This is a genomic window from Streptomyces sp. CG 926, assembly GCF_003148825.1.
Taxonomy (GTDB): Bacteria; Actinomycetota; Actinomycetes; order Streptomycetales; family Streptomycetaceae; genus Streptomyces.
Window position 1 is genome coordinate 270,523 of sequence record NZ_QGGZ01000008.1, and the last position, 15,032, is coordinate 285,554.

Here is a 15,032-nt window from a genome sequence, read left to right on the forward strand (position 1 = left end):
CGCGCGCTGACCCGAACGGGGGGCGGGCCGGCCCGCACGTCAGTAGCCGTACACGCTCAGCTCCGTGATCGCGGCGAAGAGGTGCTCCCAGGTCTCGGCGGCGGGGGAGTCGTCGGCCGACGCCTCGGGATCCAGGGCCTCCATCGCCCTACGGAAGTCCCCGATGCCGTCCTCGGCCGGGTACGGGGACCAGCAGGCGCCCATGTACCGGCGTATGCCGTCGAGGAGCCCGACGAAGGCCGCCACGTCGCGGGCCAGCGGAACGACGGACTCCTGGTACATGTGCACCGCCCCGGTGACGCGGTGGACGCCCACCAGGCCCGGGTCCGTGTGCCCGAAGTCGAAGGTCCCGAGGTGCAGAAGATCCTCGTCGCCCGCCTCGGGGTCCTGCGCGGTCAGCGGCAGCAGCAGTTCCGGGGCGGCCGCGAACGAGCTGTTGCCCGCGGCCCAGTGGCGCGGCAGCCCGACCTCGCCCAGGAACGCCCGGGTGGCGGGGTGCTCCAGCGCGTCCGGGAGCTTGTCGGCGGGGACCCGGGTGATCGCGGCGTCGCCGAAGGTCCGGGCGAGCCCGGCCGCGGTGAGCGGGCCGGAGCCGCGGGTGCCCGGGCAAAACCACGGGGCGTCCTCGGCGGACTCCCAGGACTCGGTGTCGGCGGCGCCCCGGGGCCAGTGCGCGAGCGCGGCGGTGTTCTCCTCCACCACCACGACCCCGCGGTCCTCCACGTACAGGTAGCGGCCGCCGCCGAGCGGGACCGGCTCCTCCCAGGTGCCGGGGCAGTGCAGTGCCCAGCCCTCCTCGTCGGCGTCGAACAGCCACGGGCCGTCCGGCTCCTCCACGTCCCGCTCCACCGCCTCGCCGTCGGCCGGAGCGGGCAGTCGGCGTCCGGTGTCCAGGTCGAACCAGGCGTCCTGGCACCACAGGGCCCACACCTTCACGGCCGCCGCGCCCCCGTCGAGGTCGTACACCTCGGCGGTGCGGTCGCCGCAGAGGTTCGGCTCCGCCACGTACGCGCCGACGGGCCGCCACCAGGCCCACACCGTCCGCCAGGGCAGTCCCGGTTCGGCCTCGGCGACGCGGGCGGCGTAGTCGTGGTGCCCGAGCACGGTCGCGGCGAACTGCAGCCAGGAGGCGAACTCGGCCCGCCCCACCTCGGCCCGCCCGAAGACGGCCTCGGCCTGGGTGAACACCTCCCGCCCGATGCCGCCTTCAGCGGCGACCCCACTCCGCAGGACCGCCCGGTCGGCGCGCAGCACCGCGGCCGGATCGTCGAACGGGCAACGGCTGTCCAGGTCTTCACTCATGGACGCATGCTGCCACCCGCCTCCGACAGCCCGACGACCCGCCTCTAGATGGCTTCCTTGCGGGTCAGGAAGTTGAACGAGATCCACCCGGGCAGCACCGGCAGCCAGAACGTCATCAGGCGGAACAGCAGCACCGCCGAGAAGGCGACCTCCTTCTCCAGCCCCGCCGCGATCAGACCGAGGGTCAACGTGGTCTCCACCGCGCCCATACCGCCCGGCGTCGGGGCCGCCGAGCCCAGCGCGTTGCCCGCCAGGAACACCACGGCGATGCTCGCGTAGCTGATGGCCTCGCCGCCGCCGAACGCGCGGATCGACGCGTCCAGGCACATCACGAAGCAGCCCGTCAGCAGCAGCATCCCGCCGATGCCGGTCAGCAGCTTCTTCGGCCGCTGGAGCACGTCCAGCATGCGCGGCACCACGCCCGCGAACAGCGCCCGTACCCGGGTCACCACGAACTTCCGCAGGAACGGGACGGCCGTCACCACCAGCACCAGTACGGCCACCGTCAGCAGACCCGCGATGACCGCCCGGGACGGGGTCATCTCCGGGGTCTTCTCGGTCCCGGTCAGATAGCCGAAGGACAGCAGCAGCACGATGTGGCTGGCCAGTCCGAACAGCTGGGAGGCGCCCACGCTCGCGACCGCCAGCCCCGGCCGGACCCCCGCCCGCTGCAGGAACCGCGTGTTCAACGCGACACCACCGACGGCCGCCGGGGCCACCAGCTTCACGAACGACCCGGCCACCTGCGCGACCACGGTCCGCAGGAAGGACACCCGCTCCGGCACGAAGCCCAGCAGGCTCATCGCCGCCGCGAAGTACGTCAGCGCCGAGAAGGCGAGCGCCGCCCCGACCCAGCCCCACTCCGCGTCGGCGATGATCGTCGCGAAGTCCACGTGGGCGAGCTGCGTGAGCAAGAAGTACAGACCGAAGGCGCCCGCGATGAACGAGACCAGGGTCCGCGGCCGGATCCGCTCCAGCCGGGCCGGCTCCACCGGCGCCTGCGGGCGGATCAGCAGCACCTGGTGGCGGATCTGCGTCAGCAGATCCTCCTCGCGCGCCCCGTCCAGCGCGTCCTCCAAGGCCTTCTTCTCGGCCTTGCGGTCGGCGGCGGCCGAGGCGGACACCGGGGTCGAGGAGGCCGCGGACTCCGCCTCGCGCGCCGCCTTCGCCGCTCGCGAGGACTCCAGTACGGCCTCCCGCTGCCGGTCCGCCCGTTCCCGCGCCAGTTTGCGCAGCGTCGCCCGGGTGGAACGGCTCAGCGCGATCGGCTGGAGCAGCGGCAGGCAGTCCGCCACCGCGTCCGGGCCGAGCACCGAGACGGCCGAGGCCACCGCGCGCTCGGCGCCGACCCGCAGGCCGATCGTGGTCAGGAGCTGGGCGATGTCCATGCGCAGGACCAGGTCGCCCGCGGCGATCTCGCCACCGCGCAGGTCGGTGAGGACGACATTGCCGGAACGATCCACCACAAGGGCGTCACCGGTGAGCCGCCGGTGCGCGATCCGCCGCGACTGCAGGGCCCGTACCTGCTCCCACGTGTGGTGGATCAGCTCGTCGGTGATCTCCTCGTCGGCGAGGGCGTCGAGGGGCCGGGCGTCCAGGTGCTCGTACACGAGCATCACCGCGTCCGGGCCGAGCTCGGAGGTGGCGATCAGCTTCGGCGCGTTCGCCCCGGCCGCGATGGCCGCGTACGCGAGGAGCGCCTCCTGCTCCAGCGCCTGGCGCAGCGACTGCAGGCTGCGCCCGGTGGTGATGCCGCGCAGGGTGAGCCGGCGCCAGACCCGGTAGAAGAAGCCGTGGGCCTGCTGCTCGCGGTCGACGATCGTGACGTCCAGCGGCGGGCCGTCCTCCAGGGTCACGTGGTAGCGGCGCCCCCGGTCGTTGGCCTCGGACGGCTCGGGGCCCTCGGGCATCTCGGCGCGCATCGCGCTGACCGGCTGGAAGCCGACGCGGCGCAGTCCGGCGAGCAGGTGCTGCCCGGTGGGGCGCACGTTGGGCGAGCCGACGGCGTACAGGGTGCCGTAGGCGACGCTCCAGCCGATCAGCACGGTGAGGATGATCGAGAAGGGGGTGGTGTAGCCGTTGACCAGCATGGCGAAGGCGTTGAGCAGCAGGACCACCCACAGCGCGACCCGCCAGTGGGGCCTGCGGGTCATGCCGACCGCGGTCATGTACGCGATCACCGGCGCGAGGTAGCCGTGCACCGGGTCGGTGAGGGTGCCACCGGCCGCGGGGCGGGTGAGGGCGTCCTGGATGGTGTCGGGGGCGGCCTGGGAGACCCACAGGTCGGTGGCGAGGGTGACGCCGTGCGCGAGGACGGCGGCGAGCACGCCGTCGGCGATGCGCAGCCCGTCGCGTTTGATCAGCCGCTCGATGGCGAAGGCGACGGGCAGCAGCAGCACCGCGATGCTGGAGACCAGCGCGGCGACCTTGATCAGCAGGGCGGGCGCCTGGCCGGTGCCCTTGCTGATGTCCTCTTCCAGACCCACGGTGGTGCCGTGGGCGAAGGCGGCGATGGCGAGCAGGACGGCGATGCCGAGGACGCCGACGAGCAGGCGTACGAGGTCGGACGGCCGATGGACGCGGGCGGCGAGCAGCGGTTCGTCGACCTCGACCCGGTCGGCGTCCGTGGCGGCGTGACCGTGCGCGCCCTCGGCGGCTGCGGCTGCGGCTGCGGTGGCTTCGGCCTCGGCTTTGGCTTTGGCCCTGGCCTCGGCTCCGGTGGCCTTGGCCCTGGTGGGCTCGGCCTCTGCGGCCTCGGCCTCTCCGGCCGTGGCTTCTCCGGCCTCGGTCTCGCCGGTCCGGCCGTCGGGGCGCGGGGGCTCCGGGCGGGGCTCGGGGACGGGTTCGGGGACGGGTTCGGGGCGGGCGGCGCGGCCGTCGTCAGGGCGTGCGCCGTCATCGGTCGCCGCGCCGTCCGGAGGGCTCACACCCTGCTCCTTCGTCGTCACATCCGTCTCTTCTTGATCACGTATCACCAGTCACCGCCCGGAAGATGGTGGCACGGACCGACGGGCCTGCGGGGCATCAGGGTGCGCGCCGGTGCGGAAGCGAGACCTCCGCCCGGACGCGGCCGGCTTACTGCACCATGTGCTGAATGAGTGAGGAGCTGCCCGCGTACGCGGAGCGCGTAGTGGAGGTGGCCGAGCGTATTCCGCCCGGCCGGGTGATGACATACGGGGACGTCGCCGAATGGCTCGGCGAGGGAGGACCGCGCCAAGTCGGGCGTGTCATGGCCCTCTACGGGGGAGCCGTGCCCTGGTGGCGCGTGGTGCGGGCGGACGGCCTGCCGCTCCCCGGACACGAAGTGCGGGCCCTGGAGCACTACCGGGTCGAAGCCACCCCGCTGCGCCTGACGGCGCGCGGCGAGCCACGCCTGGACATGCGCCGGGCGCGCTGGGACGGGTCCCCCGGGCAGGACGGACAGGACGGCGGACGCGACGAGGCTCACATCTGACAGCTTCGGCCATGCGCGGCCCGGACGGGCGATCGGGCGACGGTCCGAACGCCCGTCCGGGGTACCCGGGGGGACTGCGCGGCGTCGGCCGGTTGCCGTAGCGTGGCCCCTTCGGCTTCCGCCTCCGCCTCTGTACCGGCCTCCGCGCGAGCCGTCACGGCAGCACCGCCACGCCCCGCAGACCCACCAGGACCGGCACCTCACGTGATCACCTCTTCCTCCGACCGCACCGAGCGGCGGCGTACGCGGATCCCCGACGCGTACCGCCTCGTGCGCACCGGGCCGGAACGGGTGGATCCCCCTGTGCTGGACGCAGCGCAGCGGGCGGTGGTTGACCACGCCGGCGGACCACTGCTGGTCCTCGCCGGACCGGGCACCGGGAAGACGACCACGCTGGTCGAAGCCGTCGCCGCCCGGGTGGAAGCGGGTACCGACCCCGCCCGGATCCTCATCCTCACCTTCAGCCGCAAGGCGGCGGTGGAACTGCGCGACCGGGCCGCCCTGCGCCTCGGCGGCGCGCGTGCCCCGCAGGCCACCACCTTCCACTCCTTCTGCTACGGACTCGTCCGCGCCCACCAGGACACCGACCTCTTCGCCGATCCGCTGCGACTGCTGTCCGGCCCCGAGCAGGACGTCATGGTCCGCACCCTCCTGGAGGGACAACGCCGGATCCGCTCCATCCGCTGGCCGGACGACCTGCGGGCCGCACTGACCACGCGCGGGTTCGCCGACGAGGTCCGGGCGGTGCTCGCCCGCGCCCGCGAGCTGGGTCTCGGGCCGCAGGCCCTCTCCTCGTTCGCCGACCGCATCGGCCGCCCGGACTGGAAGGCGGCGGCGGCCTTCCTCTCCGAGTACCTGGACGTCCTCGACATGCAGGGCACGCTGGACTACGCGGAGCTCCTGCACCGTGCGGTGCTCCTCGCGGAACGCACACCGTCCCTCGCCTCCGCCTACGACGCGATCTTCGTCGACGAGTACCAGGACACGGACGCCTCGCAGCTGCGGCTGCTGCGCGCCCTGACCGGCCCGGGCGGCACGCTGGTCGCCTTCGGCGACCCCGACCAGTCGATCTACGCCTTCCGCGGCGCCGACATCAACAACACCCTGGACTTCGGATCGGCCTTTCCCGGCGCGCGGGTCGAGGCCCTCACCGTCGGCCGCCGCTCGGGCGCGGCCCTGTTGGCGGCCACCCGGCTGCTCACCACCCGGATGCCGGTCCCACGGCTGCCGGCCGAGGCGGTCCGCGCCCACCGGAATCTCACGCCGGTGCGGGAGGGCGGGCGGGTGGAGGTGTTCACGTACCCGACGGCGGGCGCCGAGCTGGACAACATCGCCGACATCCTGCGGCGGGCCCACCTGGAGGACGGGGTGCCCTGGCAGGACATGGCCGTCCTGGTCCGCGCGGGCGGCCGTACCCTCCCGGCGATGCGGCGCGCCCTGATCTCGGCGGGAGTCCCGGTCGAGACGGACGGCGCGGACACCCCCCTGCGCCACGAACCGGCGGTCTCCCCCCTCCTGACGGCCCTCCGCGTCTCGGCCACCGCCGCCGAACCGACCGCGGACCCCCTGCCCCCCACCGACTCCGACACCGCGGACCTTCCGGCGGACGCACCCGACCCGGCCGTCTCCGCACTGCCCACGGACGACTCGCCACGGGCCGAGACCCCCACGGGATCCGCCGACGCGTCACCGTCCGCCGCGTCCGCCCCGTCCGGTCCGCGGGACCAGGCCGACGCGATCGAGCAGGCTCCCGGTGACCGCGCCGGAGGCGACCCTGCGGAGCCGGGCCCGGGGGCGACCCCCGAGGAGTCCGCCGACCCCGCCGGAGGCGTAACGGCCGGAGGCGTCACCGTCGAGGCCGCCCTCACCCTGCTCGCCTCCCCCCTCGGCGGGATGGACGCCGCCGACCTGCGGCGGCTCGGCCGCGCCCTGCGGGACGAGGAACGCGCCGCCGGCGTCAAGGTGCCCGCGCCCTCCGACGTCCTGCTCGCCCGCGCCCTCGCCGAGCCGGAACGGCTCACCGCACACGATCCCGCCTACGCCCGCGGCGCCCAGCGCCTCGGCCTGCTCCTGCGCAAGGCCCGTGAGCTGCTCCAGGGCGGCGGCACCGCCGAGGAGGCCCTGTGGGTCCTCTGGGACGGCACGCCCTGGCCGCAGCGGCTGGAGCGCAGCGCCCGCCGCGGCGGCGCGGCCGGCCGTAACGCCGACCGCGACCTCGACGCGGTCTGCGCCCTCTTCGACACCGCCGCCCGCGCCGAGGAACGCACCGGCGGCCGTGGCGCGCTCAACTTCCTCGAACAGCTGGAGGCGGAGGACATCGCCGCCGACATGTTGACGGCCCGCGCCACCCGCTCCGACGCCGTCCGGCTGATGACCGCCCACCGCTCCAAGGGACTGGAGTGGTCCCTCGTCGTCGTCGCCGGCGTCCAGGAGGGCCTGTGGCCCGACCTCCGCCGGCGCGGTTCCCTGCTGGAGGCCGACCGTATCGGCCGCGACGGCCTCGCCGAGCCCCTCACCCCCGGCGCCCTGCTCGCCGAGGAGCGCCGGCTCTTCTACGTCGCCGCCACCCGCGCCCGCGAACGCCTCGTCGTCACCGCCGTCAAGGCCCCCGCCGACGACGGCGACCAGCCCTCCCGCTTCCTCACCGAGCTCGGCGTCACCCCGCGCGACGTCACCGCCCGCCCCCGACGCCCCCTCGCGGTCGCCGCGCTCGTCGCCGAACTGCGCGCCACCACCGTCGACCCCGACGCCTCGCCCGCCCTGCGCGACGCGGCCGCCCGCCGCCTCGCCCGCCTCGCCGCGCTCACCGACGACGAGGACCGCCCGCTGGTCCCCGCCGCGCACCCGCAGCGTTGGTGGGGCCTGTACGAGCCCACCCGCAGCAGCGTCCCGCTCCGCGATCGGGACCGGCCCGTCGCGCTGTCCGGCAGCGCCCTGGAACAGCTCGCCAACACCTGCTCCCTCCAGTGGTTCCTCGGCCGCGAGGTCAAGGCCGACACTCCCTCCACCGCCGCCCAGGGCTTCGGCAACGTCGTGCACGTCCTCGCCGACGAGGTCGCCTCCGGCCGTACCCCCGCAGACTTGGCCGTCCTCATGGAACGCCTCGACTCCGTGTGGGACGCCCTCGCCTTCGACGCCCCCTGGAAGTCCCGCCAGGAGAAGGACAACGCCCGCGCCGCCCTGGAACGCTTCCTGCGCTGGCACACCACCGACCGCGGGGGCCGCGAGGCCGTGGCCACGGAGCACGAGTTCGACGTCACACTCGAAGCCGGTGAGGTCGCCGTCCGCATCCGGGGTTCCATGGACCGGGTCGAGGCGGACCCGCAGGGGCGTGCGTACGTCGTCGACTTCAAGACCGGCAGGTCCGCGCCCACCAAGGACGAGGTCGCCCGCCACCCCCAGCTCGCCGTCTACCAGCTCGCCGTGCGCGAGGGTGCCGTCGACGAGGTCTTCGACGGCCTGCGCCCCGCGGCCGGCGGCGCGGAGCTCGTCCAGCTCCGCCAAGGCGCCGCGATCCGCGAGGGCGGCGACGCCGTGCCCAAGGTGCAGGCGCAGCAGCCGCTCGACGGGGAGTGGGTCGGCGACCTGCTGGCCACCGCCGCGGGCCGGGTCCTGGACGAGCGGTTCGCGCCCGCCGCGGGCCGTCATTGCGACCACTGCTCCTTCCGCAGTTCGTGCAGCGCCCGCCCGGAGGGCCGCCAGACCGTCGAGTGAGCCCGACGGTCGCGGCCGTCCCTCAGGACGGTGGGCCGGGGCCGCGCCCCTCGGAGGGTCGGTCGAGGCTGTCGGTCGGGACTGTCGGTGGGGGCGGCTAGCCTTTTTACGTGCCCGCGCGTCCGCCCGCCCTCTCCGACCCCGAGCAGCTCAAGGAGCTCCTCGGGATCCCTTTCACGCCCGAGCAGATGGCCTGTGTCACCGCCCCGCCCGCCCCACAGGTCGTCGTCGCGGGCGCCGGCTCCGGCAAGACCACCGTCATGGCCGCCCGCGTCGTCTGGCTCGTCGGTACCGGAGCGGTCGCGCCCGAGCAGGTGCTCGGCCTGACCTTCACCAACAAGGCCGCCGGTGAGCTGTCCGAGCGCGTACGCAAGGCCTTGGCGCGGGCCGGCATCACCGACCCGGACCCCTCCCCGGCCGACGCGGACGCGGTCGGCGGCGAGCCCCGCATCTCCACCTACCATGCCTTCGCCGGGCAGCTCCTGAAGGACCACGGCCTGCGCATCGGCCTGGAGCCCAGCTCCCGGCTGCTCGCCGACGCCACCCGCTTCCAGCTCGCCGCGAAGGTGCTGCGCGAGGCCCCCGGCCCGTACCCCTCGCTCACCAAATCGGTCCCCGACCTGGTCGGCGACCTCCTCGCGCTCGACGGGGAGCTCTCCGAGCACCTGGTCGAGCCGGCACACCTGCGCCTGCACGACACCGAACTGCTGGGTGTGCTCGCCGACACCAAGCTCACCAACGAGGACCTCCGCAAGGTCCCGGAGGCCGTGCGCGGTCGCCTCGAACTGCTGGAACTGGTCGTCCGTTACCGCGCCGCCAAACGCACCCGCGACCTCTTCGACTTCAGCGACCAGATAGCCCTCTCCGCGCAGCTCGCCACCACCCGGCCCGAGGTGGGGGCGCTGCTGCGCGAGGAGTTCCGGGTGGTCCTGCTCGACGAGTACCAGGACACCTCCGTGGCCCAGCGGCTGCTGCTGTCCGGCCTCTTCGGCGCGGGCTCCGGCCACGCCGTGACCGCCGTGGGCGACCCCTGCCAGGCGATCTACGGCTGGCGCGGGGCCTCCGTCGCCAACCTCGACGACTTCCCGGAGCACTTCCCGCACGCCGACGAAAGCCCCGCCACCCGGTTCTCCCTCAGCGAGAACCGGCGCAGCGGCGGCCGCCTGCTCGACCTCGCCAACGGCCTCGCCGCCCCGCTGCGCGCCATGCACGAAGGCGTGGAGGCGCTGCGCCCGGCGCCCGGCGCGGAGGCCGCCGGGCAGGTCCGCTGCGCCCTGCTGGAGACCCACGCGCAGGAGCTCGACTGGCTCGGCGACTCCGTCGCCCACCTGGTCCGCACCGGGACGGAGCCCCGGGAGATCGCCGTGCTGTGCCGCTCCGCCGGGGACTTCGCGCAGATCCAGGCCGTGCTGGTGGACCGGGACGTGCCCGTGGAGGTCGTCGGCCTCTCCGGACTGCTGCACCTGCCCGAGGTCGCCGACCTCGTCGCCGTCTGCGAGGTCCTCCAGGACCCGGGCGCCAACGCCTCCCTCGTCCGGCTCCTGATCGGCCCGCGCTGGCGGATCGGCGCGCGCGACCTGGCCCTGCTGGGCCGCCGGGCGCGGCTCCTGGTGGGCCGCGCGCCCGCCGATTCCGACCCGGACGAACGGCTCGCGGCGGCCGTGGAGGGCGTGGACCCGGCGGAGATCGTGTCGCTGGCCGACGCGCTGGAGACCTTCCTCGACGGCGCCGGACAGGCCCCGGACGACCTCCCCTTCTCGGCGGAGGCCCGGGTCCGCTTCGCGCACCTCGCCCAGGAACTGCGCGACCTGCGGCGCTCGCTCGCGGACCCGCTGATGGACGTCCTGCACCGGGTGCTGACCGCCACCGGCCTGGAGGTGGAGCTGTCGGCCTCCCCGCACGCGCTGGCGGCCCGCCGCCGCGAGACGCTGTCGAACTTCATGGACGTCGCGGCCGGTTTCGCCGCCCTGGACGGCGAGGCCACGCTGCTGGCCTTCCTGGCGTTCCTGCGCACGGCGGCCCAGTACGAGAAGGGCCTGGACCACGCGCTGCCGGGCGGCGAGAACACGGTCAAGGTGCTCACCGCCCACAAGTCCAAGGGCCTGGAGTGGGACGTGGTGGTGGTCCCGGACCTGTGCGCGGGCGCCTTCCCGAAGGAGAAGCCGCCGGAGGCCTGGACCTCGTACGCGAAGGTCCTCCCGTACGCGCTGCGCGGCGACGCCCCCACCCTGCCCGGGGACCCGGCCTGGACCTCAGCGGGCCTGAAGGCCTTCAAGGCCGCGCTCAAGGAGCACAAGTCGGTGGAGGAGCTCCGCCTCGGCTACGTGACCTTCACCCGGCCGCGCTCCCTGCTGCTGGCCTCGGGTCACTGGTGGGGGCCGAGCCAGAAGAAGCGTCGGGGCCCGTCGGCGTTCCTGGAAGCCCTGTACGAGCACTGCGCGGCCGGTTTCGGCGAGATCGAGGCCTGGGCGGACGAGCCCGACCCCACCGCCGAGAATCCGGCCCTGTCCGACGAATCCACCCCGGACCACTCCTGGCCCCTGCCGCTCGACCCGTACTCCCTGACCCTGCGCCGCGCGGCGGCCGCCCTGGTGGAGTCCTACCTCGCGGCCCCGCCCCCGGAGGAGGACGAGGCCTACCTCTGGCCCCCGGACTGCGAGGAGCCGTGGCCGGCCGAAGACCCCTGGGAACCACCCCCGACCGACGACACCTGGCCCCCCGAGCCGGAGCCCGAGCCGGAGACCCAGCCCAGGACCGAGCCCGAGCCCGAAGCCGCCCGACCGCCCGGCCCCGCCGACCCGCCGTACGACGACCTCTGGGCCGGCGAGGCGCCGTCCGCGCGCGAGGACGTACCCGCCCGGCGGCAGGCCCGGCGCGACGACCTCCGCGCGGAGGCCGACCTCTGGGCCGGGGAGACGACGCCGTCCGCCGCGTCCGTACCCCGCACCGCCCGAGGCGACCTCGTACCCGAAGAGGCCCGTGCCGTCGCCTCCTGGGACCGGGACCTCGACGCCCTCGAGGGCGAGCTCCGCCGTGCCCGCGCCGCCGTCCGCGACGTCGAGCTGCCCTCCGCCCTGTCGGCCAGTCAGCTGCTTCGGCTCGCCGCCGACGAGCAGGGCTTCGTACGCGACCTGGCCCGCCCCATGCCGCGCCCCCCGCAGCCCGCGGCCCGACAGGGCACCCGCTTCCACGCCTGGGTCGAGTCCCGGTTCGACGAGCTGCCCCTGCCCTTCCTCGACGTCCTCGACCCCGTCACCGACCTCCCCGGCGCCGGTTCCGACCAGGAGATCGCCGACGAGGCCGACCTCGACTCCCTCAAGGCCGCCTTCGAACGCAGCCCGTACGCCGACCGGCCGCCCCACCGCATGGAGGCCCCGGTCCAGCTCACCCTCGCCGGCCGGGTCGTGCGCGGCCGGATCGACGCCGTCTACAAGAACCCGGACGGCTCGTACGAGATCGTCGACTGGAAGACCGGCCGTACCACCGAGGCCGATCCGCTCCAGCTCGCCGTCTATCGCGTCGCCTGGGCCGAGGCCACGAACACCCCGCTCGACCGGGTCTCCGCCGCCTTCCTGCACGTCCGCAGCGGCCGCGTGATCCGCCCCCGCAACCTCCCGGACCGAGCCCGCCTTGAGCGGATCCTCCAAGGCGAATCGGACCCGGACGGTGACCATCAGGCGGACAGCTAGGCTCGGGGGCATGAGCGACACCCCGCCGGACAGCGTCGTCCGCACGTACATCGACACCCACCGCGCCGCCTTCCTCGACGACCTCGCCGAGTGGCTGCGCATCCCCTCCGTCTCGGCCCAGCCCGAGCACGCGGGCGACGTACGCCGCAGCGCCGAATGGCTCGCGGCCAAGCTCAAGGAGACCGGCTTCCCGGTCGCCGAGGTGTGGACCCCTTCCGATCCGAAAACGGGCCCGGGCGCGCCCGCCGTCTTCGCGCACTGGCCCAGCGAGGACCCGCACGCCCCGACCGTCCTCGTGTACGGGCACCACGACGTGCAGCCCGCCGCCCTCGCCGACGGCTGGCACACCGACCCCTTCGAGCCGGTGATCCAGGACGGCCGGATGTACGGGCGCGGCGCCGCCGACGACAAGGGGCAGGTGTTCTTCCACACCCTCGGGGTACGGGCGCACCTGGCCGCCACCGGCGCCGCCGCTCCCGCCGTGCACCTCAAGCTCCTCATCGAGGGCGAGGAGGAGTCCGGTTCCCCGAACTTCCGCGCCCTCGTCGAGGCCCGCGCCGCCGAGCTCGCCGCCGACGTCGTGATCGTCTCCGACACCGGAATGTGGTCCGAGACCACCCCCACCGTCTGCACCGGCATGCGCGGCGTCGCCGACTGCGAGATCGACTTCCACGGCCCGGACCAGGACATCCACTCCGGCGCCTTCGGCGGGGCCGTGCCCAATCCGGCCACCGCCGCCGCCCGCCTGGTCGCGGCCCTGCACGACGCCGACGGACGGGTCACGATCCCCGGCTTCTACGACAACATCGCCGAGCTCACGGACGCGGAGCGCGCGCTCATCGCCGAGCTGCCCTTCGACGAGTCCGAGTGGCTGCGTACGGCCAAGTCCCACGCCGCCGCGGGCGAGGCCGGGTACTCCACCCTGGAGCGCGTCTGGGCCCGCCCCACGGCCGAGGTCAACGGCATCGGCGGCGGTTACCAGGGCCCCGGCGGCAAGACCATCGTGCCCGCCTCCGCCCACCTGAAGCTGTCGTTCCGCCTGGTGTCCGGGCAGGACCCGTACGAGGTCGAGGCCGCCGTCAGGGACTGGGTCGCGGCCGTGACCCCGGACGGGATCCGCCACTCCATCACCTTCGGCGCGCCCACCCGCCCGTGCCTGACCCCGCTGGACCACCCGGCCCTGCAGTCGGTCGTCCGGGCCATGGGCCGCGCCTTCGGCGAGAAGATCCGCTTCACGCGGGAGGGCGGCTCCGGTCCCGCCGCGGACCTCCAGGACGTGCTGGACGCGCCCGTCCTCTTCCTCGGTATCTCGGTACCGTCCGACGGCTGGCACTCACCGAACGAGAAGGTCGAGCTGGACCTCCTACTCAAGGGCGTCGAGACGACCGCGTACCTCTGGGGGGACCTGGCCGCCCACCACCGAACCACCGCCACCGCCTGACACCCGACGCACACGCCCGACGCACGCACACACCTGCCGTACCGAGCCTGCCTGTCCCACCACCGGGGGAGTTGGAAGTACCTGTGAGCACCCATACCGAGCGCCCTCTCACCGAGCGCCCTCTTTCGCTCGCCGCGCCCAGCGGGATCGACCGCGCCGCGCACCACCGCCTCGACGAGGCGTGGCTCGCCGCGGCCTGGAGTCACCCGACGACCCGCGTCTTCGTCGTCTCCGGAGGCCAGGTCCTGATCGACGACACCCCCGACGGCGGCAGCGGCATCGTGATGACCCCGGCCTTCGAGGCCCCGGTCACCGAGACCCACCGCTACTTCCTGGGCACCGACGAGGACGGCGTACGGTACTTCGCGCTGCAGAAGGACGCGCTGCCCGGCCGCATGGACCAGTCGGCCCGCCCGGCCGGCCTGCGGGAGGCCGGACTGCTGCTCTCTCCGCGCGACGCCGGGCTGATGGTGCACGCGGTGGCGCTGGAGAACTGGCAGCGGATGCACCGCTTCTGCTCGCGCTGCGGCGAGCGCACGGTGGTCGCGGCCGCCGGGCACATCCGCCGCTGCCCCGGCTGCGGCGCCGAGCACTACCCGCGCACCGACCCGGCCGTGATCATGCTGGTCACGGACGAGCACGACCGGGCGCTGCTGGGCCGCCAGGTGCACTGGCCGGAGGGCCGCTTCTCGACGCTGGCGGGGTTCGTGGAGCCGGGCGAGTCGATAGAGCAGTCCGTCATCCGTGAGGTGTGGGAGGAGGCGGGCGTCAAGGTCGGCGAGGTCGAGTACGTGGCCAGCCAGCCCTGGCCCTTCCCGTACAGCCTGATGCTGGGCTTCACGGCCCGCGCCGTCACCTCGGAGATCACGGTGGACGGCGAGGAGATCGAGGAGGCCCGCTGGTTCTCCCGCGAGGAGCTGCGCGCGGCGTTCGCGTCGGGCGAGGTGCTGCCCCCGTCGGGCATCTCCATCGCCGCCCGGCTGGTCGAGCTCTGGTACGGCGAGCCGCTGCCGAAGGCCGCCGCGTAACCTTCGTCACTTTCCCCGCCTCGTGACGACGGCAGGGCCCCCGCCGAGGCGGGGGCCCTCCGTCGTGCTCCGGTCTCGCCCGGTCCGCGCCGCCGATCAGACGGCGAGGGCCTGCTTGACCTGGGCCAGGCTCGGGTTGGTCATGACCGACTCGCTGCCCGCGGCGGACTTCACGAGCACGGTGGGAACCGTCTGGTTGCCGCCGTTGGCCTTCTCCACGAACGCGGCGGACTCCGGGTCGAGCTCGATGTTGATCTCGTTGTACGCGATGCCTTCCCGGTCCAGCTGGCTCTTCAGCCGACGGCAGTAGCCGCACCAGGTCGTGCTGTACATCGTGACGGTGCCCGTGTCCTGCATGCTGCGCTCTCCTTCGTGAGGGCTCGGTGGTCCGAGTACTCGAACGT

General features: G+C 74.3%; 8 protein-coding genes. 5 read left to right on the plus strand and 3 right to left on the minus strand.

The genetic code is table 11. From position 1 onward, the window contains the following. Positions 1–39 precede the first annotated feature (39 nt). A complete protein-coding gene (locus BCL76_RS22645) occupies positions 40–1,302 on the minus strand; it encodes an SUKH-4 family immunity protein (RefSeq protein ID WP_109781263.1) in 1,263 nt (420 codons plus the stop codon). 44 nt (positions 1,303–1,346) lie between these two features. Next, entirely contained in the window at positions 1,347–4,229 is a 2,883-nt protein-coding gene (locus BCL76_RS22650; protein ID WP_109781264.1) for a lysylphosphatidylglycerol synthase transmembrane domain-containing protein, read from the minus strand. A gap of 167 nt (positions 4,230–4,396) precedes the next feature. Between BCL76_RS22650 and BCL76_RS22655 the strand changes: the two genes are divergently transcribed. The 5 genes from BCL76_RS22655 to nudC all read left to right on the plus strand — a co-directional run bounded on the left by BCL76_RS22655 (position 4,397) and on the right by nudC (position 14,628). Beyond that, positions 4,397–4,756 carry an MGMT family protein gene (locus tag BCL76_RS22655; protein WP_109781265.1) on the plus strand — a complete coding sequence of 120 codons (360 nt, stop codon included), beginning with the start codon at positions 4,397–4,399 and terminating at the stop codon, positions 4,754–4,756. A gap of 207 nt (positions 4,757–4,963) precedes the next feature. Then, positions 4,964–8,470: an ATP-dependent helicase gene (locus BCL76_RS22660; protein ID WP_258309860.1), complete on the plus strand. Its 3,507-nt coding sequence runs from the start codon at positions 4,964–4,966 to the stop codon at positions 8,468–8,470. 110 nt (positions 8,471–8,580) lie between these two features. Continuing rightward, positions 8,581–12,159, plus strand: coding sequence for an ATP-dependent DNA helicase (locus BCL76_RS22665; RefSeq protein ID WP_258309848.1), 3,579 nt, complete (start codon positions 8,581–8,583; stop codon positions 12,157–12,159). 10 nt (positions 12,160–12,169) lie between these two features. Next, positions 12,170–13,600, plus strand: coding sequence for a dipeptidase (locus BCL76_RS22670; protein ID WP_109781266.1), 1,431 nt, complete (start codon positions 12,170–12,172; stop codon positions 13,598–13,600). Positions 13,601–13,671: 71 nt separating this feature from the next. Continuing rightward, a complete protein-coding gene (gene nudC, locus BCL76_RS22675; protein ID WP_181382668.1) occupies positions 13,672–14,628 on the plus strand; it encodes an NAD(+) diphosphatase in 957 nt (318 codons plus the stop codon). Positions 14,629–14,724: 96 nt separating this feature from the next. Here the strand turns inward: nudC and BCL76_RS22680 are convergent, their stop codons facing one another. Further along, positions 14,725–14,985 (minus strand): mycoredoxin, encoded by a 261-nt coding sequence (locus BCL76_RS22680; RefSeq protein WP_109781268.1) that lies wholly within the window; start codon positions 14,983–14,985, stop codon positions 14,725–14,727. Between the last annotated feature and the right edge of the window lie 47 nt (positions 14,986–15,032).